A 20008-nucleotide genomic window follows, 5' to 3' on the forward strand; every position below is an offset into this window, starting at 1 on the left:
GAGGGTGATGAGCAGCGAGGAGCACACCGAGACGGGTACCGGCTGGCCGCAGCCGGCGGGTCCGGTGCGTCCGTCGGGGCCGGCGGGTGAGCCGGATCCGCGTCCGGACGCGCCGGATCCGGACGAGTTGAGTCCGTTGGCGCCGGAGCGGTCGGAGCCGTCGGAGGCGCCGTCGGGCGATGACGGGGCGACGGTGGATCTGAGTCGGATGGCCGGCGGGTCCGCGGCGCTGTCGCCGGGGTCGGGTCCGGTGGACGCGGACGGGTCGCGTGCGCCGGACGGGCCGGTGGGGTCGGATGAGCCGGTCGACGGTGCGGCGGCCGGGTCGGGTGCGGGGCGGTTCCGGTTGAGTTCGGCCGGGGTGATGATCGCGGTGCTGCTGGCGTTGTTGGGTTTCACGCTGGTGGTGCAGTTGAAGACGACGTCGACGGATCCGACGGCGGTGGCGACGCGGCAGGAGGACCTGGTCCGCATCCTGTACGACCTGAACTCGCGGGAGGTTCGGCTGCGGCAGGACATCTCGGCGCTGGAGGACAGTCAGCGGCAGTTGCAGTCGGGTGAGCAGGGTCGTCAGGCGGCGTTGGAGGAGGCGACCCGGCGGGCGGACGAGTTGGGGATCCTGGCCGGTACGTTGCCGGCGACGGGTCCGGGCTTGGCGGTGCGGTTCGAGGGGGGCGCGAACGGGGTGCCGGCGTCGAAGGTGCTGGACGCGGTGCAGGAGTTGCGGGGCGCGGGCGCGGAGGCGATGCAGATCTCCGGTGGGGATCGGGCGTCGGTGCGGATCGTGGCGTCGACCTACTTCCTGGACGGTGCGGACCGGTCGTTGGTGGTGGACGGGCGTCGGCTGACGGGTCCGTTCACGATCACGGTGATCGGTGATCCGGCGACGATGCGTACGGCGCTCAACATTCCGGGCGGGGTGGTCGCGTCGGTGGCGGGCGTCGGCGGTACGGTGATCGTCGAGGATCGTGAGGTGGCCGAGGTTTCGGCGCTGCACGCGCCGATAAAGCTGGAACACGCCCGTCCGGTCTCCTGACCGGCGCGGCCGGCACCGGTGTGGTTTCGCCGGTGCACCGATGGATGAAGGACGCGTCTGGTGATTCCTGAGGATCTGCGGTACACCGCCGAGCACGAGTGGGTGACCGGTGGCGACGGTGGCACTGTCCGGGTGGGCATCACGCATTTCGCGCAGGACGCCCTGGGTGACATCGTGTTCGTGCAGTTGCCGGACGTCGGTGCGGTGGTGGCGGCTGGTGAGTCGTTGGGTGAGATCGAGTCGACCAAGAGTGTGTCGGAGATCTACGCCCCGTTGGCTGGGACGGTGTCGGCGCGCAACGAGGCGCTCGGCGACGCTCCCGAGGTGATCAACACGGATCCGTACGGTGCGGGTTGGTTGGTGGAGATCACGCCGGATGACCCGACGGCGGTCGATGGGTTGTTGTCCGCGGGTGCGTACCGGGAGCTCACCGAGAGCTGACGTGTCCCGCTTCCGGTGCGGGGGGTGTTCCCGCGCGTCCGGTTGCCCTGCATTTCGGCGCTGGCTAGGCTCGCCCAGTCGACCGAGAAAACCATGTGTGTTGTGCGTTGCGGAATTGCCTTCCCTGGCACGGGGAGCCAGCCGCCGGGTGGTGTGCCCGGCGGCCATACCCGCCATTGTCCCGACGCCGACCGAAAAGATCCGTGAGGTGGTCCCATGACGCGCCCAGGCGACGAGTTCCCCCCGCTCGACGTCACTTCGACGCTCAATCTCGGTTCGCTGGACGAAGTGCTGGAGGGGCCGGACACCGATGTGGTGCCGAGCCGGATGTCCGGTTCTTTGCCGCCGGGTATGGCGTTGCTGGTGGTTCGCCGGGGCCCGAACGCGGGTGCCCGGTTCCTGTTGGACCATGATGTGACGACCAGTGGCCGGCACCCGGACAGTGACATTTTCCTGGATGACGTGACGGTGTCGCGGCGGCACGCGGAGTTCCATCGGGATGGTGGGACGTTCACGGTGCGGGACGTGGGGAGCCTGAACGGGACCTACGTGAACCGGGAGCGGGTCGAGGCGGCCACGTTGAGCAATGGTGACGAGGTTCAGATCGGTAAGTTCCGAGTGGTGTTCATCGCCGGTCCGCGCCCGGAGGAGGAGGCCGGCCGGGGGTGAACGAGCCTGCGGCGTCCACTCCGCCGGGTTCGGCCCGGGTGCGTCCGCTGATGAGTATCGGCGAGGTGCTGGCCGAGTTGCGGGTGGATTTTCCGGACACGACGATTTCGAAGTTGCGGTTCCTTGAGGCCGAGGGTCTGGTGGAGCCGCAGCGGACGGCGGCGGGTTATCGGAAGTACTCGTGGGATGACGTGGCGCGGTTGCGGTTCGTGCTGTCCGCGCAGCGGGATCAGTATCTGCCGTTGCGGGTGATCCGTGAGCAGTTGGCGGATTGGGACGCGGCGGGGGAGTCGTCGGCGGGTCGGCAGCGGCCGATGTTGGTGGCGGTGGGTCCCGCTGGTGAGGTGCCGGGGCGGTCGGCGGAGGAGTCGGCCGAGTCGTCGGAGGTGCGGCTCGGCCGGGCTGATCTGGTGGCGCGTAGTGGTGTGGACTCGGCGACGTTGGGGGAGTTGGAGCGGCTCGGTGTGGTGGTGGCGGATCCGCCGGGTTGGTACGACGCGGATGCGTTGATCATCGCGCGGGCGGTGGCGGGTCTGGCGGCGTACGGGTTGGAGCCGCGGCATCTGCGGGGTTATCGGACGGCGGCGGATCGGGAGGTCGGTCTGTTCGCGCAGTTGGTGGCGCCGTTGGTGCGGCAGAGTGATCCGGCTGCGCGGGCGCGGGCGGCGGAGACGGCGCGGGAGTTGGTGGCGTTGTCGCAGCAGTTGCACGCGGCGTTGGTGCGGGTGGGGTTGCGGTCGACGTTGGGCCGGTGAGGTCGGTGTCGAGTGGAAAGATCTGCTCCGGGAAGCGTGCCGTAGGCTTGCCGGGGTAACCCCTTTCTGGCGCGGGCGTGGTGCAGGTAGCGCATGGGACGGCCGTGTCGCGGTCCGTGTACCGTGCAGGGAAAGGGCGCGGTGCGTAGGTTGACGACGACACGGAGGCGGCGGTGCGCGAGCTGAGCGTGGTCGGAGTTCGGGTGGAGCTGCCCAGCAACCAGCCGATCGTCCTGCTCAGGGAGGTCGAGGGCGACCGCTATCTGCCGATCTGGATCGGGGCGGTGGAGGCGACGGCGATCGCCTACGAGCAGCAGGGGGTCAAGCCGGCCCGGCCGTTGACTCATGATCTGCTGCGGGACGTGTTGGCGGCGTTGAAGGCGCCGTTGCGGGCGGTGGAGATCACCGAGTTGAAGGAGAACGTGTTCTACGCGGACCTGTTGATCGGTGACGGGGTGCGGGTGTCGGCGCGGCCGAGTGATTCGATCGCGTTGGCGTTGCGGGTCGGTGCGCCGATTCGTTGTGCCGAGGAGGTCCTCAGTGAGGCGGGGATCGTGATTCCCGATGAGCAGGAGGACGAGGTGGAGAAGTTCCGGGAGTTCCTGGATCAGGTTCGTCCGGAGGATTTCGCGGGCTGAGTGGTCGCCCGGTTCGTCGGGTGATCTTCGCTCGTGCTCCACGGCGTGTCGTGTCTGTTCCTCCGCGGTAACGAGTGAGGGCGGCGATAGTGTTGCCGTGTCGAGGGGTGCACGTCCCGGAAACGACGTGTCACCGCACGGGCGGGGAGGTTGTCCGGATGCACGAGCCGCGAGATCCGGGTGTGGGCTGGGACGGTGCCGGTGTGTCGCCGGGTGCGTCGACCGGTGCCGATGATGTGGGTTACCGGGGTGTGACGGCTTGCCACGCGGTGGGGATCTCCTACCGGCAGTTGGACTACTGGGCGCGTACGGCGTTGGTGGTGCCGAGTGTGCGGGACGCCTCGGGTTCGGGGACGCAGCGGTTGTACTCGTTCCGGGACCTGGTGGTGTTGAAGGTCGTGAAGCGTCTTCTGGACGCGGGGGTGTCGTTGCAGAACATCCGCAAGGCGATCGAGGCGTTGCGGTCGCGTGGGGTGGAGGATCTGGCCGGCATCACGTTGATCTCCGATGGCACGACGGTGTACGAGTGCCGGTCGCCGGAGGAGGTGGTGGACCTGTTGCAGGGGGGCCAGGGGGTGTTCGGCATCGCCATCGGTGGAGCGTTCAAGGAGATTCAGGGTTCGTTGTCGCATCTACCGTCGGAGCCGGCGGCGGCGCCGGCGGTCGAGCCGGTGGCGGAGTCGGTGGGTGACGAGTTGGCGGCGCGTCGGGCGCGGCGTCGGGCGGGCTGATCGTCGGTTGGTCCATCAGCCGGGCGCGGACGCGCCCGGCTTTTTGGTGTGTCGGGGATGACGGTGTGTGGTGCCGTGGTGTGGGTGTGGTGGTGTCCGGGTGTGGTGGGTGGGCTGGTGGGTGGCCGGTCGTGGTGGGGGTGTGGTGGTGTCGTCGCTGGTGGTCACAGCCTGCCCAGCGATGGGATTCCCGCGTCCGGGGTAGGTGTCCATCGGGGACGGTGCGCTCGGCCGGGTGGGGGTGACAATCACCGAGGGTGTTCCTGGGGTCGCCGAAGGTCGACAGTGGTCGTCCACGTTATCACTCTTCGTGTTGGACCGTTGTCGGGAAGCCGATAGGGCGGTCATGCCTGCCGGCGGCGGACACGCTATGGTCCGACACGCGGTCGCCTCGGTGCCGGCGTTTGCCCGGTGTGCCGTCAGGCCGCACACCCCTCCCGCGCCGACCCCGCGCGCCCCCTTCACCCCGGAAGGAACGACCGTGACGGTTACCGAAGAAACCGCCCCCCTCTCCCACTTCGAGCGCATCGGTGGCACCAAGTCGGTCAAGGCGGCCGTGGACCTGTTCTACGACAAGGTCCTGGCCGACCCGGAGCTGGCCGGCTACTTCACCAGTGTGGACATGGCCGGTCAGCGCCGGCACATGGTGCTGATGCTGACGGTGGTGCTGGGCGGCCCGAACGAGTACACCGGTCGGTCTCTGGCCGAGGCGCACCAGCCGTTGAACATCCCGCTGGAGCACTACGTGAAGGTGGGTGGGCACCTGACCGCCACGCTGACCGAGTTGGACGTGCCGGCGGACATCCTCGCCGACGTGCAGGCGGTGCTCGGGCAGGTGCAGGACCAGGTGGTGTCCGGCGGGGACCCGGCAGGCGTCTGAGCGTGGACGTCGCCCGGCTCAAGCAGAGCTGGTCCCTGGTCGCCGAGCACGGCGACCAGGTGCCGCTCTACTTCTACTCGACGCTGTTCCTCGCCCATCCCGAGACCCGGCAGATGTTCCCCACGAACATGGCCGGTCAGCGGGACCGGCTGGTCACCGCGCTCGGGCACATCGTGTCGAACGTGGACCAGGTGGACCGGCTGGTGGGGTTCCTGCAGGACCTCGGCGCCGACCACCGCAAGTTCGCCGTCCGGGCGGAGCACTACCCGGCGGTGGGTGAGGCGTTGCTGGCCACGTTGCGGCATTTCCTGGCCGAGCAGTGGACCGACGAGCTGGCGCAGGACTGGGCCGCCGCGTACGGGCTGGTGGCGCAGGTGATGACCGAGGGCGCGGCGGCCGCTGAGGCGGTCAATCCACCGTGGTGGGTGGCGGAGATCGTCGGGCACGAGCGGCGCGGTTTCGACGTGGCGGTGCTGACGTTGCGGCCGCAGTACCTGTTGCCGTTCGCGCCGGGCCAGTCGGTGGGCGTGTCGCACCCGTCGGTGCGGTCGTGGCGGTACTACTCGCCGGCCAACGCGCCGCGTGCGGACGGGACGCTGGAGCTGCACGTGCGGTCCGCGCCGGGTGGCGTGGTGTCGTCGCGCCTGGTGTACGGCAGCGCGGTCGGTGACCAGCTGCACCTGTCGGCGCCGGTGGGTGACCGTCTGACGTTGCGTTCGGCGGGACCGGAGGATCTGTTGCTGCTGGCCGCCGGCACCGGCTGGGCGCCGGTGAAGGCGCTGGTGGAGCAGGTCGCGGCGGAGGGTTCCCGGCGGGCGGTGGATCTGTATCTGGGTGCCCGGTCGCGTGGGGAGTTCTACGACGACGAGGCGGTGGACAAGTTGGCGTCGTCGTACCCGTGGTTGACGGTGACCCGGGTGGTGGGCGCGGACCTGAACCGGCCGGGGGAGTTCACGCACGCGGTGGACCGGGCGTTGGTCGACGGGGACTGGCGGTCGCGGCACGTGTACGTGTGCGGTTCCGACGACATGGTGTCGCATGCGGTGGCGGCGCTGAACCGGGCCGGCTACCACGCCGGTCAGCTGCATTTCGAGGGCCTGGGCAAGCACTGGTACGGGCCGGCGTGGCGTACGGCGGTGCAGCAGGCCGCCCTGGACAACAACCCCGGAGGTAACCGGTGAGCGGCAACGAAGGGCAGGCCAGATGAGCGCGGCCCCGATCGGTCGGTATGACGGGATCCCGGTTGCCGGTGGCGTCCAGGTGCGGATGACCGCCGACCGGGTCCGGCGGTGGGAGTTCGGTGCCGCGTCGTTCACGCGGCGTGGCTACGACCCCAACGACGTGGACCGGTTCCGGATGCAGGTCGCCGACGAGTTCGACCTGATGGCCGCGCAGGTCGGTGGGCTGCGGGCGGAGAACGAGCGGCTCAACAACCAGTTGGAGCTGCACCGTCACGGTGTGCTGCCCAGCGCGCCGGCGGCGTCGATGCCGGCGGCGAAGGAGGTCAACCTGCTGTCGGCGGCGCAGCGGGAGGCCGAGCAGATCATCGCGCAGGCGCACGACTATGCGCGGCGGGTCGCCGAGTACGCGCGGGTGCAGTACGAGAGCTACGTGCGGGCGGCGGCCGAGGAGGCGCGGCAGGAGGCGGAGCGGGCGGTGCAGGAGTACCGCAGCAGCGCCGGGCCGGCGTTCGACGACGGGGTGGCCGCGCGGGAGGCGCTGCGGATCTACGGCGAGATGATGATCTCGCACATGCAGGCCGCGGCCCGGCACCTGGACGACGGCAGTGAGCACCTGTCGCGGACGATGGAACGGTTGAGCCGGGAAACCGCCACCGCCGCGCCGGCGGTGGCCGGTGCGGCGCAGGGCGCGCTGCCCCGGCACGGTCAGCGCTGACCCGCCGGCCGCCTGAGCCCCGTCCGGCCACCGGCGGGGCTCAGGCGGCGGTGACGGCGGCGGCGATGGGGGTGTTCCCGCCGACGAGTTCCAGGGTCTGTCCGGCGGTGTCCGGGGCGTACAGCAGGGCCACCAGGACCCGGGCGACGTCGGCGCGGGTGACCGCGCCGGGGGTGACGGCGGGGGCCAGGGTGATCCGGCCGGTGGGGTCGTCGTCGGTGAGCCGGCCGGGCCGCAGGACCGTCCAGCGCAGGTCCGCGCGGCCGGTGAGGTCGTCCTCGGCGGCCTTCTTGGCCCGCAGGTACGCCGCCCACGCCTCGTCGGTGCCGGCGGCCGGTGGCTGGTCCACGCCCATCGAGGAGATCAGCAGGTAGCGGTGGACACCGGCGGCGCGGGCGGCGTCGGCGAGCAGCGCGGCGGCGCCCCGGTCGACGCTGTCCTTGCGGTCCGCGCCGCTGCCCGGGCCGGCGCCGGCGGCGAACACCACCGCGTCGGCCCCGGCGAGGTGGCCGGCGACCTCGTCGACGGTGGCGTGTTCCAGGTCGCAGACGACCGGGTGGGCGCCGGCGGCGGTGAGCGCGGCGGCGTGGTCGGGGTTGCGGATCAGGCCGACGGCGGTGTCGCCCCGGCCGGCGAGTTCCCGGTGCAGCAGTCGGGCGATCTTGCCGTGTCCTCCGGCGATGACGACGCGCATGCCGTCAACCTAGCCCGGTGGCACCCGGTCCACCCGGCGAACGCCAGGGGCGTCCGGCTACCCGGCCCGCCCGGTGCGGGCTTGCGGCAACCGGGCCCGGTCCCCGCTGGTCGCGCCGCCGGCGGGCGGACCGGCAATCCGGTCCGGGGAGCCCGGTGGGGCCGGTGTTCGCCGACGGGGGTGTCGGTGAGGCAGCATGGGTCGGGTGACGGAGACGATCGACGCGCTGGCCGGCCTGGTCGCGGGCGGCGGCGCGGTCGTGTTGAGCGGGGCGGGCCTGTCCACCGAGTCGGGCATTCCGGACTACCGGGGGCCGAGCGGGGCGGCGCGGCGACACACCCCGATGACGTATCAGGCGTTCACCAGGGACGCCGACGCGCGGCGTCGCTACTGGGCGCGCAGCCACCTGGGCTGGCGGTTGATCGCGCGGGCGGCGCCGAACGACGGGCACCGGGCGGTGGCCCGGTTGCAGCAGGGCGGCCTGGTCGACGGGGTCATCACGCAGAACGTCGACGGGCTGCACACCGCCGCCGGCAGCGCCGGGGTGGTGGAGTTGCACGGCCGGCTCGACGAGGTGGTGTGTCTGGACTGTGGCAACGGCACCTCGCGGGAGGAGTTGGACCGGCGGCTGCGGGAGGCCAACCCCGGGTTCGAGGGTCACGTCGACGCGGTCAATCCCGATGGTGACGTGGATCTCGCCGACGAGGCGGTGGCCCGGTTCCGGACGGTGGACTGCACGTTCTGCCGGACGGGGATGCTGAAACCGGACGTGGTGTTCTTCGGCGAGACGGTGCCCGCGCCCCGGGTGTCGCGCTGCTTCGCGATGGTGGAGCGGGCGCGGCTGCTGCTGGTGCTCGGGTCGTCGTTGACGGTGATGTCGGGTCGCCGGTTCGTGCTGCGGGCGGCGAAGCGGGGCATTCCGGTGGTGATCGTCAACCAGGGGCCGACCCGCGGTGACGGGTACGCGGCGTTGACCGTGGACGCGCCGCTGGGTGAGTTGTTGCCGGAGTTGGCCGACCGGGTGGTCGGGTCCGCCGCGGCCTGCCCGGCCGGGGCGGGCGTGGTGCCGGCCGCCGCGAGCACGGTCGCCGGGTAGCGCACGGGGGACGACGAGCGCGGGAATCCCGGTCGCTGGTAGCGTTGACGCCGCCGGTATCACCCACGTGGGAGAGACCACCCCCGTCGCCGGGGGCGGCGCCGAAGGGGCAAATCCTCCCCGGAACCTCTCAGGCAAAAGGACCTCGTGGGCAGGCACTGTGGAGCGCCCCGGCGCGACAGAGGGGGAGGCCGACCGTGTCGACCTCGCCCCCGCAGGAGCGCCGCTGATGACCACTGAGCAGTTCGCCGCCCGCCACATCGGGCCCGACCCGGCCGACGAGCGCCGGATGCTGGAGGCGGTCGGCTACGGCTCGGTCGACGAGCTGATGGACGCCGCGATCCCCGAGGTGATCCGCTGGCACGGCACCCTGGACCTGCCAGCGCCGGCCACCGAGCAGGAGGCCCTGGCGGAGCTGCGGGCGCTGGCCGACCGCAACACGGTGGCCGTGTCGATGATCGGCCTGGGTTACCACGGCACGCACACCCCGGCGGTGATCCGCCGTAACGTGCTGGAGAACCCGGCCTGGTACACGGCGTACACGCCGTACCAGCCGGAGATCAGCCAGGGCCGGCTGGAGGCGCTGCTGAACTTCCAGACGATGGTCACCGACCTGACCGGGCTGGCCACCGCGAACGCCTCGATGCTCGACGAGGGCACCGCGGCGGCCGAGGCGATGACCCTGGCCCGCCGCGCGTCGAAGAGCAGGAGCCCGGTGTACGTGGTCGACGCCGACGCCCTGCCGCAGACGATCGCGGTGATCCGCAGCCGGGCCGAGCCGCTGGGCATCGACGTGCGGGTGCTCGACACCGGGCGCGACGCGCTGCCGGCGGAGTTCTTCGGGCTGCACGTGCAGTACCCGGGGGCGTCCGGTGCGGTACGCGACCACACCGCGCTGGTGGCGGCCGCGCACGCCGCCGGTGCGCTGGTGACGGTCGCGGCGGACCTGCTGGCCCTGACCCTGCTGCGACCGCCGGGGGAGATCGGTGCCGACATCGCCGCGGGCACCACCCAGCGGTTCGGGGTGCCGATGGGCTTCGGCGGGCCGCACGCCGGCTACCTGGCGGTGCGCTCGGGCCTGGAGCGGATGCTGCCCGGCCGGCTGGTCGGGGTGTCCCGCGACGCCGACGGCAACCCGGCGTACCGGTTGGCGTTGCAGACCCGGGAGCAGCACATCCGGCGGGAGAAGGCCACCAGCAACATCTGCACCGCGCAGGTGCTGCTGGCGGTGATGGCCGGCATGTACGCCGTGTACCACGGCCCGGACGGGCTGCGCGGGATCGCGGAGCGTACGCACCGGATGGCGGCGCGGCTCGCGGCCGGGCTGCGCGTCGGTGGCGTCGAGGTCGCGGACGTCGCGTTCTTCGACACCGTCGCGGCGACGGTGCCGGGGCGGGCGGCCGAGGTGGTCGCGCGGGCCGCGCGGCGGGGGGTGAACCTGCGGCTGGTCGACGCCGACCGGGTGGGGATCTCCTGCGACGAGACCACCACGGCGGCGCACCTGGAGGCGGTGTGGGCGGCGTTCGGCGTCGAGGTCTTCCACGGCGACGCGGATGTGACGTTGCCGGCGGGGCTTCGGCGCGGCAGTGACTTCCTGACCCACCCGGTGTTCGGTACGCACCACTCGGAGACGGCGATGCTGCGGTACCTGCGGCGGCTGGCGGACTTCGACTACGCCCTGGACCGGGGCATGATCCCGTTGGGGTCGTGCACGATGAAGCTGAACGCGACCACCGAGATGGAGCCGGTCAGCTGGGCGCAGTTCGCGCACGTGCACCCGTTCGCGCCGGCGGAGCAGACCGCCGGTTACCGGGAGCTGATCGCCCAGTTGGAGGGGTGGCTGGCCGAGGTGACCGGCTACGACGCGGTCAGCGTGCAGCCCAACGCCGGGTCGCAGGGTGAACTGGCCGGGCTGCTGGCCATCCGGGCGTACCACCGCAGCCGCGGGCAGGAGCACCGGGACGTGTGCCTGATCCCGTCGTCGGCGCACGGCACCAACGCCGCCAGCGCGGTGATGGCCGGCATGCGGGTGGTCGTGGTGGGTTGCGACGTCGACGGCGACATCGACCTGGCCGACCTCGACGCGAAGATCGACAAGCATCGGGACGCGCTGGCCGCGATCATGGTGACGTACCCGTCGACGCACGGCGTGTACGAGGCCGGCATCGCGTCGCTGTGCGCGAAGGTCCACGACGCCGGCGGGCAGGTGTACGTCGACGGGGCGAACCTCAACGCGTTGGTCGGGTTCGCCAAGCCCGGCCAGTTCGGGGCCGACGTGTCGCACCTGAACCTGCACAAGACGTTCTGCATTCCGCACGGCGGTGGCGGGCCGGGGGTCGGGCCGGTGGCGGTGCGGGCGCACCTTCAGCCGTTCCTGCCCGGTGACCCGGGTGCGGGGCACGACGACGACCGGCCGGTGATCTCCGCGGCCCGGCACGGTTCGGCGGGGATCCTGCCGATCCCGTGGGCGTACCTGCGGATGATGGGCGCCGAGGGGCTGACCCGGGCGACCGGGGTGGCGGTGCTCGCGGCGAACTACGTGGCGGCGCGGCTGCGGTCGCACTTCCCGGTGCTGTACGCGGGCAACAAGGGCCTGGTCGCGCACGAGTGCATCCTGGACCTGCGTCCGTTGACCAGGGCGACCGGGGTGAGCGTGGACGACGTCGCCAAGCGGTTGATCGACTACGGGTTCCACGCGCCGACGATGTCGTTCCCGGTGGCCGGGACGCTGATGGTGGAGCCGACGGAGAGCGAGGACCTGGCCGAGCTGGACCGGTTCTGCGACGCCATGATCGCGATCCGGGCGGAGATCGACCAGGTGGGGTCGGGGCAGTGGCCGGCGGGGGACAACCCGCTGTCCAACGCGCCGCACACCGCGGCTCTGGTGACCGCCGACGAGTGGCCGCATCCGTACCCGCGGTCGGTGGGCGCGTACCCGGCCGGGGTCGACCGGGCCGGGAAGTACTGGCCGCCGGTGCGTCGCGTCGACGGGGCGTACGGGGACCGGAACCTGGTCTGCTCCTGTCCCGCGCCGGAGGCGTTCGAGGACTGAACGGCGGTGTCGTGGCGCCGGGGCGGGCGGTGGTGCCGCCCCGGCGTGACGTCGACCTGCGGATGGGCCGTCCCGACCGGGGGACTAGCCTGTGGTCGACGCGAACATTCGCTGACGCTGCGTGGTGGCTCAGGCGACCAGAGCGTGGCGGGCGGGCCCGCGGTGCGGGGCGATGGTCCGGCCGTCGGGGAGCAGTTCGCCGGTGTCCTCGAAGGCGATGACACCGTTGCAGAGCAGGCTCCAGCCCTGCTCAGGGAAGCAGGCCAGGACGCGGGCGGCTTCCCGGTCGGTGGATTCGGCGGAGGGGCAGGTGGGTTGGTGCTGGCACATCGGGTTCTCCGGACTGTGGGGGCACTGTGTCATGGTTCACATGACCAGTGACGCACAGTACCAAGCGAAGGCGTGCCGCATCGACCACGTGTACGGGTGGTTCGGGGGAAATCCACTGAACGGACGAGGGAGAATGGGCCAGACGGCGTGGAAACGCTCCCAAAGGTCGTGACCGAGGTGCCGGCGGCACCCGCGCGCTGTCGCCGGGGGCTCGTCGAGCGGGCCCGCCTGCAGTGGCGGCCGGCCGACGGCGGTGATCCCGCCGTGCACGTGCAGGAGTTCCTGGCCGCCCACGGCCTGCCGCTGCACGACCTCGCCCGCCCGGCCGGCCGGCACGACCCGACCGGGCCCTGCGGCGCGTCGGTGTACGTCTCCGCCGCCGCCGGGGCGGCCCTGGCCGGCGGCCCGGCCGGCGCGCCGAGCCCGGTGCCGGCGCTACCCGAGGTCGCCGTCGTCGTCTACGGCCACGCCGACGCGCCCGCGCCGGGCACCGCCGCCGGCGGCTGGTGGCTCGGCGACTGGACCGAGAGCTGGACCCCGGCGCAGCACGCCGACGCCGTCCGCGCGGTACGCGAGGCCATCGGCCGCGGAGACGTCTACCAGGTCAACGTCGTGGGGCACGCCGCCGCCCGGTACACCGGCGACCCGCTGCCCGCCCTGGCCCGCCTCGGCGCGCTGCCCGGCGCCCGCTACGGCGGCACCCTCACCGGCGCCGGTTGGGCCATCGGCTGCGCCTCCCCGGAGACCCTCGTCGAGGTGCGCGCCGGGCGGCTGGTCACCCGGCCGATCAAGGGCACCCGCCCGGCCACCCCCGCCGGCCGCGGCGAACTGCTCGCCTCGGCCAAGGAACGCGCCGAACACGTGATGATCGTCGACCTGGAACGCAACGACCTCGCCCGCGTCGCCCGCACCGGCTCGGTACGGGTCGACGAGCTGTTCGCCGTCCGCCGCTGGTGCGACCTGTGGCAGGCCGAGTCGACCGTCTCGGCGACCGTCGCCGACGGCCTCGGACTGGCCGACCTGCTGCGCGCGGTCTGCCCCGGCGGGTCGGTCACCGGCGCGCCGAAACTCGCCGCGCTGGACCGGATCGCCGCCGCCGAACCGGTCGGTCGGGGCGCCAGCATGGGTGCGCTGGGCTGGGTGTCACCCGGTCACGTCGACCTCGGCCTGACCATCCGCACCGCCGCCGCCGACGGCGACCGCCTGCACGTGTGGGCCGGCGGCGGCATCACCTGGGGCAGCGACCCCGACGCCGAGGTCGCCGAGGCGGCCGCGAAGAGCGCCCCGATCCGCGCCGCCCTGCGCACCCCCCGCTGACCCGACCCCTGCGCGCGATCGCGGCGCGGGGGTCAGCGGTGGCCGGCGAAGCCGGCCACCGCGGCTCGGACGCGTGCGGCCATGCCGTGGCCGCTGCCGTGGCCGGCGGCCTCCAGCAGTTCCAGGCGCGCGTCGGGCCACGCCTGGGCGAGCCGCCACGGCACGTCGACCGGGCTGGAGATGTCCCGCCGGCCGTGCAGGAGCACGCCCGGCACACCGGCCAGGCCGGCGGCGCCGCGCAGCAGCTCCCCGTCGGGCAGGAACCCGGCGTGCCGCCAGTAGTGGGTGACCAGCCGCGCCGAGGTCATCCGGAACACCGGATCGGCGAAGCGGGGGTCGGGCCGGTGACCGGGGACGGTGCCGACGTGGGTGTCGTCCCAGGCGCACCAGTCGCGGGCCGCCCGTTCGCGGACCGCCGGGTCGGGGTCGTGCAGCAACCGGGCGTAGGCCGACACCAGATCACCGTCGCGGTCGGCGGGCGCGACGCCGTCGCGGAACCGGGCCCACTCGGCGGGGAACAACCGCCCCATGTCCCGGGTGATCCACTGGACCTCGCGGCGGGTGGTGGTGACCACGCTGAACAACACCAGCGCGCTGACCCGGCCGGGGTGGCGTTGGGCGTAGGCCAGGCCGAGGGTGGAACCCCAGGACGCGCCGAGCACCAGCCACCGGTCGACGCCCAGGTGCACGCGCAGCCGTTCCACGTCGGCGACCAGGTGCCCGGTGGTGTTGGTGGCGAGGCTGACCGCCGGGTCGGCGACGTGCGGGCGGCTGCGACCGCACCCACGCTGGTCGAACAGCACCACCCGGTCCCGGGTGAGGTCGAACGGGGCCAGCCAGCCGGGTCCGCAGCCGGAGCCGGGGCCGCCGTGCAGCACCACCGCCGGCCGACCGGCCGGGTTGCCCCAGCTCTCCCAGTAGACCTGCTGGCCGTCGCCGACGTCGAGCAGGCCGTGCGCGTAGGGCCGGGCCATGGCGGTGTCCTCCCCGCGAACCGGATACAACAGCGCTGTTACATTAGCGCGGTGCGCGACGAGCAGCCGGCGGGGGAGGCGGTGGGGACGCTGCTGCGGCACGTCCTGGAGGTCCTGGACCGGGACGTGGCCGCCGTCTACGCCGAGCGGGGCCTGCCCGACTACCGGCCGCGGTTCTCCCCGCCGCTGCGCGCCCTGGACGCCGCCGGGCCACTGCCGATCCGGGACCTCGCGGCCCGGATCGGGGTGACCCACTCCGCGGCGAGCCAGACCGTCGCCCAGCTGGCCCGCGCCGGCCTGGTGGAGCTGCGCGCCGGCGCCGACGCCCGGCAGCGCGTCGTGCACCTGACCGGTCGGGCGCACGCGCTGCTGCCGCTGGTACGCCAGGAGTGGGCGGCCACCGCGATCGCGATGCGCGAGCTGGACGACGAGCTTCCCGCCGCGCTGGCCGACGTGCTGCACGCCGTGCTCGACGCGGTGGCCCGCCGGCCGCTGCGTACCCGGATCGCCGACGCCGGCCTGCCGACCCACGGCCACCACCGGTGACCGGGGCGCGGGGTCATCCGGCGAGGTGCCGGTAGCGGCGCACCGACAGCGGCAGGAACACCGCGACCAGCAGCAGCGGCCACGCCACCGCCAGGATCACCGCGTGCTCGGCGGCGAACGACCCACCACCCGAGCCGGGGTTGCCGAACAGCTCCCGGCAGGCGGTCACGGTCGCCGACAGCGGGTTCCACCCGGCGACCGCACCGAGCCAGCCGGGCATGCTCTCGGAGGCGACGAACGCGCTGGAGGTGAACCCGAGCGGCCAGACGAGGATCTGCAGCACCACCACCGACTCGGGTCGGCGCAGCACCAGCGCCAGGTGGATCCCGACCCAGATCAGCGCGAAGCGCAGCAACAGGAGCAGCCCCACCGCGCCGGCCGCCGCCGGCAACCCGGCCCGCGGGTGCCAGCCGACGGCCCACCCGCAGGCGAGCATCACCGCCAGCGCCACGGCGGCGTGCAGCAGGTCCGCGGCGGCACGCCCGGTCAACACCGCCGACGACGCCATCGGCAGCGACCGGAACCGGTCGGTCACCCCACGGGCGAGATCGGTGGCCACCGCCGCGTAGGTGGCCTCGACGCCGAACACCATCGTCATGGCGAACATGCCGGGCAGCAGGAACTCCCGGTAGTCGCCACCGCCGGGCACGGTCATCGCGCCGCCGAGCAGATAGCCGAACATGACCACCAGCAGCACCGGGAACAACAACCCGACCAGCACCTGCGCGGGCTGACGCACCCAGTGCGCGAGGGCCCGCCCGGTCAGCACGACACCGTCGGCCATCGCCCACCGCCACCGGCTCACATCGCCAGGCGCCGCGCTGCCGAGCTGGACGGTCCGCTCGCTCACGCCGCCACCTCGCCGCGCTCGGCGCCGGTCAGGCGCAGGAAGACCTCGTCCAGGGTGGGGCGGCGCAGCACCACGTCGGTCGCGGCGATGCCGGCGTCGGCCAGTGCCGGCAGGATCGCCGCCAGCGCCCCCACCCGGTCCTGCACCGGGACGCTGACCCGCAGCGTCGCGGCGTCGACCGCCGCGGCGGCCCCGGCGGCGGCTCCGGCCACCCGGGCCGCGGCATCCAGGTCGGCGGCGCGGGCCAACGCCACGTCCACCCGGTCGCCGCGCAGGGCGGCCTTCAGCTCGTCCGGGGTGCCGGCGGCCACGACCCGCCCGGCGGCGACGACCGCCAGCCGGTCGGCCAGCTGGTCGGCCTCCTCCAGGTACTGGGTGGTCAGCAGGACGGTGGTGCCGGCGGCGGACAGCTCCCGTACGTAGTCCCACACCTCGGCCCGGGCACGCGGGTCCAGCCCGGTGGTGGGCTCGTCCAGGAAGAGCACCGGCGGGTCGTGCACCAGGCCGGCGGCCAGGTCGAGGCGACGGCGCATCCCACCGGAGTACGTGCCGGCGGGCCGGTCGGCGGCCTCGGCCAGGCCGAACCGGTCCAGCAGTCCCGCCGCCACCCGCCGGGCCCGCGCGGCGTCCAGGTGGTGCAGCCGGCCGAACAGCACCAGGTTCTGCCGGCCGCTGAGCACCTCGTCCACCGCGGCGTGCTGACCCACCAGGCCGATGCGCGCCCGGACCCGGTCCGGCTGCCGGCCCACGTCGAACCCGGCCACCCGCGCCCGGCCGGCGTCGGCGCGCAGCAGGGTGGTGAGGATCCGCACCGCGGTGGTCTTGCCCGCCCCGTTGGCGCCCAGCAGCCCGCACACGCTGCCGGGCGGGACCCGTAGGTCCAGTCCGGCCAGCGCCACCGTCGCGCCGAAGCGCCGCCGCAACCCGTCGGCCTCGATCATCGTGCCCACCCCCCAGAAAGAACGTACGTCGTACCGTACACCGTACGGTACGACGGACGGTAGGGTGAGCCCGTGACGACCGAGTACAGCGGCACCGGCGACCCCGCCCGCAGCCTCGCCCTGCTCTGGCGCACCCGCGAACGCACCAGCCGCAAGGGCCGCCCCGACCTGTCGGTCGACCGGATCGTCCGCGCCGCCATCGACGTCGCCGACACCGAGGGCCTCGCCGCGCTGTCCATGCGCCGCGTCGCCGAACGCCTCGGCGTCGGCACCATGAGCCTCTACACCTACGTGCCCGGCAAGGGCGAACTGCTCGACGTCATGCTCGACACCGTCCACGGCGAGGACCCACCGGAGGACACCCCGGCCACCGGCGGCTGGCGACAACGCCTCGAAGTGATCGCCCGACAGAACTGGGACCGCTACCTGCGCCACCCCTGGCTGCTACAGGTCGCCACCACCCGCCCACCACTGGGCCCCCACCTCATCGCCCGCTACGAACACGAACTGCGCGCCGTCGACGGCATCGGCCTGACCGACCTGGAGATGGACGCCATCGTCACCCTCGTCGGCGGGTTCGTCCACGGCGCCGTACGCAGCGCCGTCGAGGCCGCCCAGGCCGCCGCCCGCACGGGCATGACCGAACAACAGTGGTGGCAGGCCCACGCCCCGTACCTGGAGAAGGCCCTGGACCCCCGCCGGTTCCCCCTGGCCGCCCGCGTCGGCACCACCGCCGGGCAGGAATACCAGGCCGCCGCCGACCCCGACCGCGCCTTCACCTTCGGCCTCGCCCGCATCCTCGACGGCATCGAAACCCTCATCGGCGACCGCGCGCACCACCGCGGGACGGAACGATAATCTTGCCGGCATGACCATGCGGCCCATCAGGATCATCGGCGACCCGGTCCTGCGCACCCCCACCGAACCCGTGACCACCTTCGACGCCGAGCTGCGCGCCCTGGTCACCGACCTGATGGACACCCTGCTCGGCGCACCCGGCCGGGCCGGCGTCGCCGCACCACAGATCGGCGTCAGCGCCCAGGTGTTCGTCTACGACGCCGACGGCCACCGCGGCCACATGGTCAACCCGACGCTGGAGCTGTCCGACGACCTCGACGACGACGACGAGGGCTGCCTGTCCATCCCCGGGCTCTACTTCCCGACCCGCCGCGCCCTGCACGCCACCGCCCACGGCTTCGACCAGCACGGCGAACCCCTCACCATCGCCGGCAGCGGGTTCCTCGCCCGCGCCCTGCAACACGAGACCGACCACCTGCACGGCCGGCTCTACGTCGACACCCTGCGCGGCGACGTACGCCGCAAGGCCCTCCGGGAAATCCGCGCCGGCCGCTTCGACTCACCCAGCAGACCCCGCTGACCCCACCGCTCACCCGTCGAGAGGTTCGATGACCCGTCTGCAGGCCGGCCGCGCCGCGCACTCGACCCCGGCAGCCGCGGCCCGGTACCGCACCGACCACCGTACGCGCGGCGGCCACCGCCGCCCGACCCCCCACGGCCGGTGACCGCCGTGACCCGCGACGACCGGCAGCACCCGCCCGCACCACCGGACACCTCCGGCGGGGTACGGGCGAGCTACGACGCGGTGGCGGCCCAGTACGCCGCGCGACTCGGCGACGAACTCGGCCACAAGGCACTGGACCGCGGCCTACTGCACGCCTTCCTCGACCTGACCAGCGGGGGACCGATCGCCGACCTGGGCTGCGGACCGGGCCACATCACCCGCTACCTGGCCGCCCGACACCCTGACGTCACCGGCATCGACGTGTCACCACACATGATCGACATCGCTCGCGCGGCAGCACCGGACGTCACCTTCACCGTCGCGACGCTGCTCGACCTGCCCGCCGTCGACGGAGCCTTCGACGGTCTGGTCGCCCTGTACTCGATCATCCACCTCACCGACGCCGACCGGAACGCGGCCTTCCACGAATTCGCCCGCACACTGCGCCCCGGCGGCTGGCTACTCCTCGCCTTCCACACCGACGCACCCGGATTCCCCAGCGGGACCGCCAACCACCTCACGACGCTGTTCGACACCGCCGTGGACCTCACCTTCCGATTCCTCACCCCCGACACGGTCGTCGACGGCCTGGCGACCGCCGGCTTCACCATCGCCGCGACCACCATCCGGCAACCAGTCCCCACCGAATACCCCAGTCGCCGCTGCTACCTGCTCGCCCAGCGACACCAGTGACCACACCACGTGACCGGCACCCGACCCCACCGGCCCGGCCGCGCCGCACCGCTCACCCGGCCAGCCACTGGTCGTAGCCCAACCTGCCCACCAACGCGAACACCACCACCAGCAGCACCACCCGCACGAAACCCGCCCCCCGGCGCAACGCCATCCGCGCCCCCAACGCCGCACCCGCCACGTTGCACACCGCCATCGCCAGACCCAACCACCACCACACGTGACCCGCCGCCGCGAACACCACCAGCGCCCCCAGGTTCGTGCCCGCGTTGACCACCTTCGCCATCGCCGAACCCCGCACGAAGTCCGCGCCCACCAGCGCCGTGAACGCCACCACCAGGAACGTGCCGGTACCCGGCCCGATCAACCCGTCGTACAGCGCGATCACCACCCCGGCCAACGCCACCACCGCGACCATCCGCCACCGGGTCCGCCGCCACGGCATCGCCACCACCCCCAGCCGGGGCCGCAACACCACGAACAGCGCCACCGCCACCAACACACCCAACACCACCGGCCGGTACGCCGACGCCGGCACCGCACCGGCCAACGCCGCACCCACCCCCGCGCAGCACACCGCCAACCCCGCCGACGGCCCGGCCACCGCCCAGTCCAGCCGGGTACGCCGCGCATACGTCACCGCCGCCGTCGACGTCCCCGCGATCGCCGCCAGCTTGTTCGTGCCCAACGCGGTCGCCACCGGCATCCCCGGCGCCGCCACCAGCAACGCCGGCAGCAGCAACAGACCACCACCACCGACCACCGCGTCGACCCAACCGGCCAACGCGGCGGCAGCGAGCAGGGTGGTCAGCGAGAACGGGTCCACGGGCGGCCATTCTTCCCACCCCCACCACACCCGCGAGACGTCCTGTGGCCAGCCTCACCGGCCCCGACGCCGCCGCAACCACACCCCGATGCCACCGACGGCGACGAACACCAACATCGAA

General features: G+C 73.0%; 22 protein-coding genes and 1 riboswitch. Of the genes, 16 read left to right on the forward strand and 6 right to left on the reverse strand.

Annotated elements, in window-relative coordinates; translation table 11 throughout:
- The first annotated feature begins 7 nt into the window (after positions 1 to 7).
- The 9 genes from D7223_RS23885 (at position 8) to D7223_RS23925 (ending at position 7046) form a co-directional block, all read left to right on the forward strand.
- Entirely contained in the window at positions 8 to 1036 is a 1029-nt protein-coding gene (locus D7223_RS23885; protein ID WP_120730684.1) for a DUF881 domain-containing protein, read from the forward strand.
- Positions 1037 to 1096: 60 nt separating this feature from the next.
- A complete protein-coding gene (gene gcvH / locus D7223_RS23890; protein ID WP_120730685.1) occupies positions 1097 to 1477 on the forward strand; it encodes a glycine cleavage system protein GcvH in 381 nt (126 codons plus the stop codon).
- 216 nt (positions 1478 to 1693) lie between these two features.
- Positions 1694 to 2146, forward strand: a complete 453-nt coding sequence (odhI, locus tag D7223_RS23895; protein WP_088962138.1) for an oxoglutarate dehydrogenase inhibitor Odhl — start codon at positions 1694 to 1696, stop codon at positions 2144 to 2146.
- A 50-nt stretch (positions 2147 to 2196) separates the two neighbouring features.
- Positions 2197 to 2901: a transcriptional regulator FtsR gene (gene ftsR / locus D7223_RS23900; RefSeq protein ID WP_186832389.1), complete on the forward strand. Its 705-nt coding sequence runs from the start codon at positions 2197 to 2199 to the stop codon at positions 2899 to 2901.
- 173 nt (positions 2902 to 3074) lie between these two features.
- Positions 3075 to 3539, forward strand: a complete 465-nt coding sequence (locus tag D7223_RS23905) for a bifunctional nuclease family protein (RefSeq protein WP_120730687.1) — start codon at positions 3075 to 3077, stop codon at positions 3537 to 3539.
- 158 nt (positions 3540 to 3697) lie between these two features.
- The gene (locus D7223_RS23910; protein WP_120730688.1) at positions 3698 to 4270 is read left to right on the forward strand and encodes a MerR family transcriptional regulator; all 573 of its coding nucleotides are present in this window, start codon (positions 3698 to 3700) and stop codon (positions 4268 to 4270) included.
- A gap of 481 nt (positions 4271 to 4751) precedes the next feature.
- On the forward strand, positions 4752 to 5150 hold the full coding sequence (locus D7223_RS23915) for a group I truncated hemoglobin (protein WP_120730689.1): 399 nt from the start codon (positions 4752 to 4754) through the stop codon (positions 5148 to 5150).
- 2 nt (positions 5151 to 5152) lie between these two features.
- Positions 5153 to 6331 (forward strand): globin domain-containing protein, encoded by a 1179-nt coding sequence (locus D7223_RS23920; protein ID WP_120730690.1) that lies wholly within the window; start codon positions 5153 to 5155, stop codon positions 6329 to 6331.
- Positions 6332 to 6353: 22 nt separating this feature from the next.
- Positions 6354 to 7046 carry a DivIVA domain-containing protein gene (locus tag D7223_RS23925; RefSeq protein WP_120730691.1) on the forward strand — a complete coding sequence of 231 codons (693 nt, stop codon included), beginning with the start codon at positions 6354 to 6356 and terminating at the stop codon, positions 7044 to 7046.
- Between the two features lie 40 nt (positions 7047 to 7086).
- Here the strand turns inward: D7223_RS23925 and D7223_RS23930 are convergent, their stop codons facing one another.
- The gene (locus D7223_RS23930) at positions 7087 to 7740 is read right to left on the reverse strand and encodes an NAD(P)H-binding protein (RefSeq protein WP_120730692.1); all 654 of its coding nucleotides are present in this window, start codon (positions 7738 to 7740) and stop codon (positions 7087 to 7089) included.
- A gap of 196 nt (positions 7741 to 7936) precedes the next feature.
- Here D7223_RS23930 and D7223_RS23935 point away from each other — a divergent pair, with 196 nt between their 5' ends.
- Positions 7937 to 8836, forward strand: coding sequence for an NAD-dependent protein deacetylase (locus tag D7223_RS23935; protein WP_120730693.1), 900 nt, complete (start codon positions 7937 to 7939; stop codon positions 8834 to 8836).
- Positions 8837 to 8894: 58 nt separating this feature from the next.
- Positions 8895 to 8992, forward strand: a riboswitch (glycine riboswitch).
- Between the two features lie 73 nt (positions 8993 to 9065).
- A complete protein-coding gene (gene gcvP, locus D7223_RS23940) occupies positions 9066 to 11888 on the forward strand; it encodes an aminomethyl-transferring glycine dehydrogenase (RefSeq protein WP_120730694.1) in 2823 nt (940 codons plus the stop codon).
- A 129-nt stretch (positions 11889 to 12017) separates the two neighbouring features.
- On the opposite strand, the gene D7223_RS23945 is transcribed toward gcvP, so the two are convergent.
- A complete protein-coding gene (locus D7223_RS23945) occupies positions 12018 to 12218 on the reverse strand; it encodes a DUF5999 family protein (protein ID WP_120730695.1) in 201 nt (66 codons plus the stop codon).
- Between the two features lie 96 nt (positions 12219 to 12314).
- On the opposite strand from D7223_RS23945, the gene D7223_RS23950 reads away from it, so the two are divergent.
- A complete protein-coding gene (locus D7223_RS23950) occupies positions 12315 to 13535 on the forward strand; it encodes a chorismate-binding protein (RefSeq protein WP_120730696.1) in 1221 nt (406 codons plus the stop codon).
- 32 nt (positions 13536 to 13567) lie between these two features.
- On the opposite strand, the gene pip is transcribed toward D7223_RS23950, so the two are convergent.
- Entirely contained in the window at positions 13568 to 14509 is a 942-nt protein-coding gene (gene pip, locus D7223_RS23955; RefSeq protein WP_120730697.1) for a prolyl aminopeptidase, read from the reverse strand.
- A gap of 51 nt (positions 14510 to 14560) precedes the next feature.
- Here pip and D7223_RS23960 point away from each other — a divergent pair, with 51 nt between their 5' ends.
- Positions 14561 to 15055: a MarR family winged helix-turn-helix transcriptional regulator gene (locus D7223_RS23960; protein WP_202864689.1), complete on the forward strand. Its 495-nt coding sequence runs from the start codon at positions 14561 to 14563 to the stop codon at positions 15053 to 15055.
- Positions 15056 to 15068: 13 nt separating this feature from the next.
- Here the strand turns inward: D7223_RS23960 and D7223_RS23965 are convergent, their stop codons facing one another.
- Both D7223_RS23965 and D7223_RS23970 read right to left on the reverse strand, forming a co-directional pair.
- The gene (locus D7223_RS23965; protein WP_186832390.1) at positions 15069 to 15839 is read right to left on the reverse strand and encodes an ABC transporter permease; all 771 of its coding nucleotides are present in this window, start codon (positions 15837 to 15839) and stop codon (positions 15069 to 15071) included.
- A gap of 62 nt (positions 15840 to 15901) precedes the next feature.
- The gene (locus tag D7223_RS23970) at positions 15902 to 16846 is read right to left on the reverse strand and encodes an ATP-binding cassette domain-containing protein (protein ID WP_120730836.1); all 945 of its coding nucleotides are present in this window, start codon (positions 16844 to 16846) and stop codon (positions 15902 to 15904) included.
- Between the two features lie 72 nt (positions 16847 to 16918).
- Here D7223_RS23970 and D7223_RS23975 point away from each other — a divergent pair, with 72 nt between their 5' ends.
- The 3 genes from D7223_RS23975 to D7223_RS23985 all read left to right on the forward strand — a co-directional run bounded on the left by D7223_RS23975 (position 16919) and on the right by D7223_RS23985 (position 19061).
- Entirely contained in the window at positions 16919 to 17704 is a 786-nt protein-coding gene (locus tag D7223_RS23975) for a TetR/AcrR family transcriptional regulator (protein ID WP_120730699.1), read from the forward strand.
- A 10-nt stretch (positions 17705 to 17714) separates the two neighbouring features.
- Positions 17715 to 18224 carry a peptide deformylase gene (locus D7223_RS23980; RefSeq protein WP_120730700.1) on the forward strand — a complete coding sequence of 170 codons (510 nt, stop codon included), beginning with the start codon at positions 17715 to 17717 and terminating at the stop codon, positions 18222 to 18224.
- Positions 18225 to 18374: 150 nt separating this feature from the next.
- Positions 18375 to 19061: a class I SAM-dependent methyltransferase gene (locus tag D7223_RS23985; protein ID WP_120730837.1), complete on the forward strand. Its 687-nt coding sequence runs from the start codon at positions 18375 to 18377 to the stop codon at positions 19059 to 19061.
- 52 nt (positions 19062 to 19113) lie between these two features.
- Here D7223_RS23985 and D7223_RS23990 read toward each other — a convergent pair whose 3' ends face one another.
- Positions 19114 to 19887 carry a sulfite exporter TauE/SafE family protein gene (locus D7223_RS23990; RefSeq protein WP_120730701.1) on the reverse strand — a complete coding sequence of 258 codons (774 nt, stop codon included), beginning with the start codon at positions 19885 to 19887 and terminating at the stop codon, positions 19114 to 19116.
- Positions 19888 to 20008 lie beyond the last annotated feature (121 nt).

The organism is Micromonospora endolithica (assembly GCF_003626595.1).
Classification (GTDB): Bacteria; Actinomycetota; Actinomycetes; order Mycobacteriales; family Micromonosporaceae; genus Micromonospora; species Micromonospora endolithica.

What these genes read in the sequence shown, in the direction of transcription:
- odhI (WP_088962138.1), top strand. Translation starts at nt 1,694, where the DNA reads ATGACGCGCCCAGGCGACGAGTTCCCCCCGCTCGACGTCACTTCGACG.
- ftsR (WP_186832389.1), top strand. Translation starts at nt 2,197, where the DNA reads ATGAGTATCGGCGAGGTGCTGGCCGAGTTGCGGGTGGATTTTCCGGAC.
- D7223_RS23945 (WP_120730695.1), bottom strand. Translation starts at nt 12,218, where the DNA reads ATGTGCCAGCACCAACCCACCTGCCCCTCCGCCGAATCCACCGACCGG.
- D7223_RS23965 (WP_186832390.1), bottom strand. Translation starts at nt 15,839, where the DNA reads ATGGCCGACGGTGTCGTGCTGACCGGGCGGGCCCTCGCGCACTGGGTG.
- D7223_RS23930 (WP_120730692.1), bottom strand. Translation starts at nt 7,740, where the DNA reads ATGCGCGTCGTCATCGCCGGAGGACACGGCAAGATCGCCCGACTGCTG.
- D7223_RS23935 (WP_120730693.1), top strand. Translation starts at nt 7,937, where the DNA reads ATGGGTCGGGTGACGGAGACGATCGACGCGCTGGCCGGCCTGGTCGCG.
- pip (WP_120730697.1), bottom strand. Translation starts at nt 14,509, where the DNA reads ATGGCCCGGCCCTACGCGCACGGCCTGCTCGACGTCGGCGACGGCCAG.
- gcvP (WP_120730694.1), top strand. Translation starts at nt 9,066, where the DNA reads ATGACCACTGAGCAGTTCGCCGCCCGCCACATCGGGCCCGACCCGGCC.
- D7223_RS23925 (WP_120730691.1), top strand. Translation starts at nt 6,354, where the DNA reads ATGAGCGCGGCCCCGATCGGTCGGTATGACGGGATCCCGGTTGCCGGT.
- D7223_RS23885 (WP_120730684.1), top strand. Translation starts at nt 8, where the DNA reads ATGAGCAGCGAGGAGCACACCGAGACGGGTACCGGCTGGCCGCAGCCG.
- D7223_RS23980 (WP_120730700.1), top strand. Translation starts at nt 17,715, where the DNA reads ATGACCATGCGGCCCATCAGGATCATCGGCGACCCGGTCCTGCGCACC.
- D7223_RS23970 (WP_120730836.1), bottom strand. Translation starts at nt 16,846, where the DNA reads ATGATCGAGGCCGACGGGTTGCGGCGGCGCTTCGGCGCGACGGTGGCG.
- D7223_RS23910 (WP_120730688.1), top strand. Translation starts at nt 3,698, where the DNA reads ATGCACGAGCCGCGAGATCCGGGTGTGGGCTGGGACGGTGCCGGTGTG.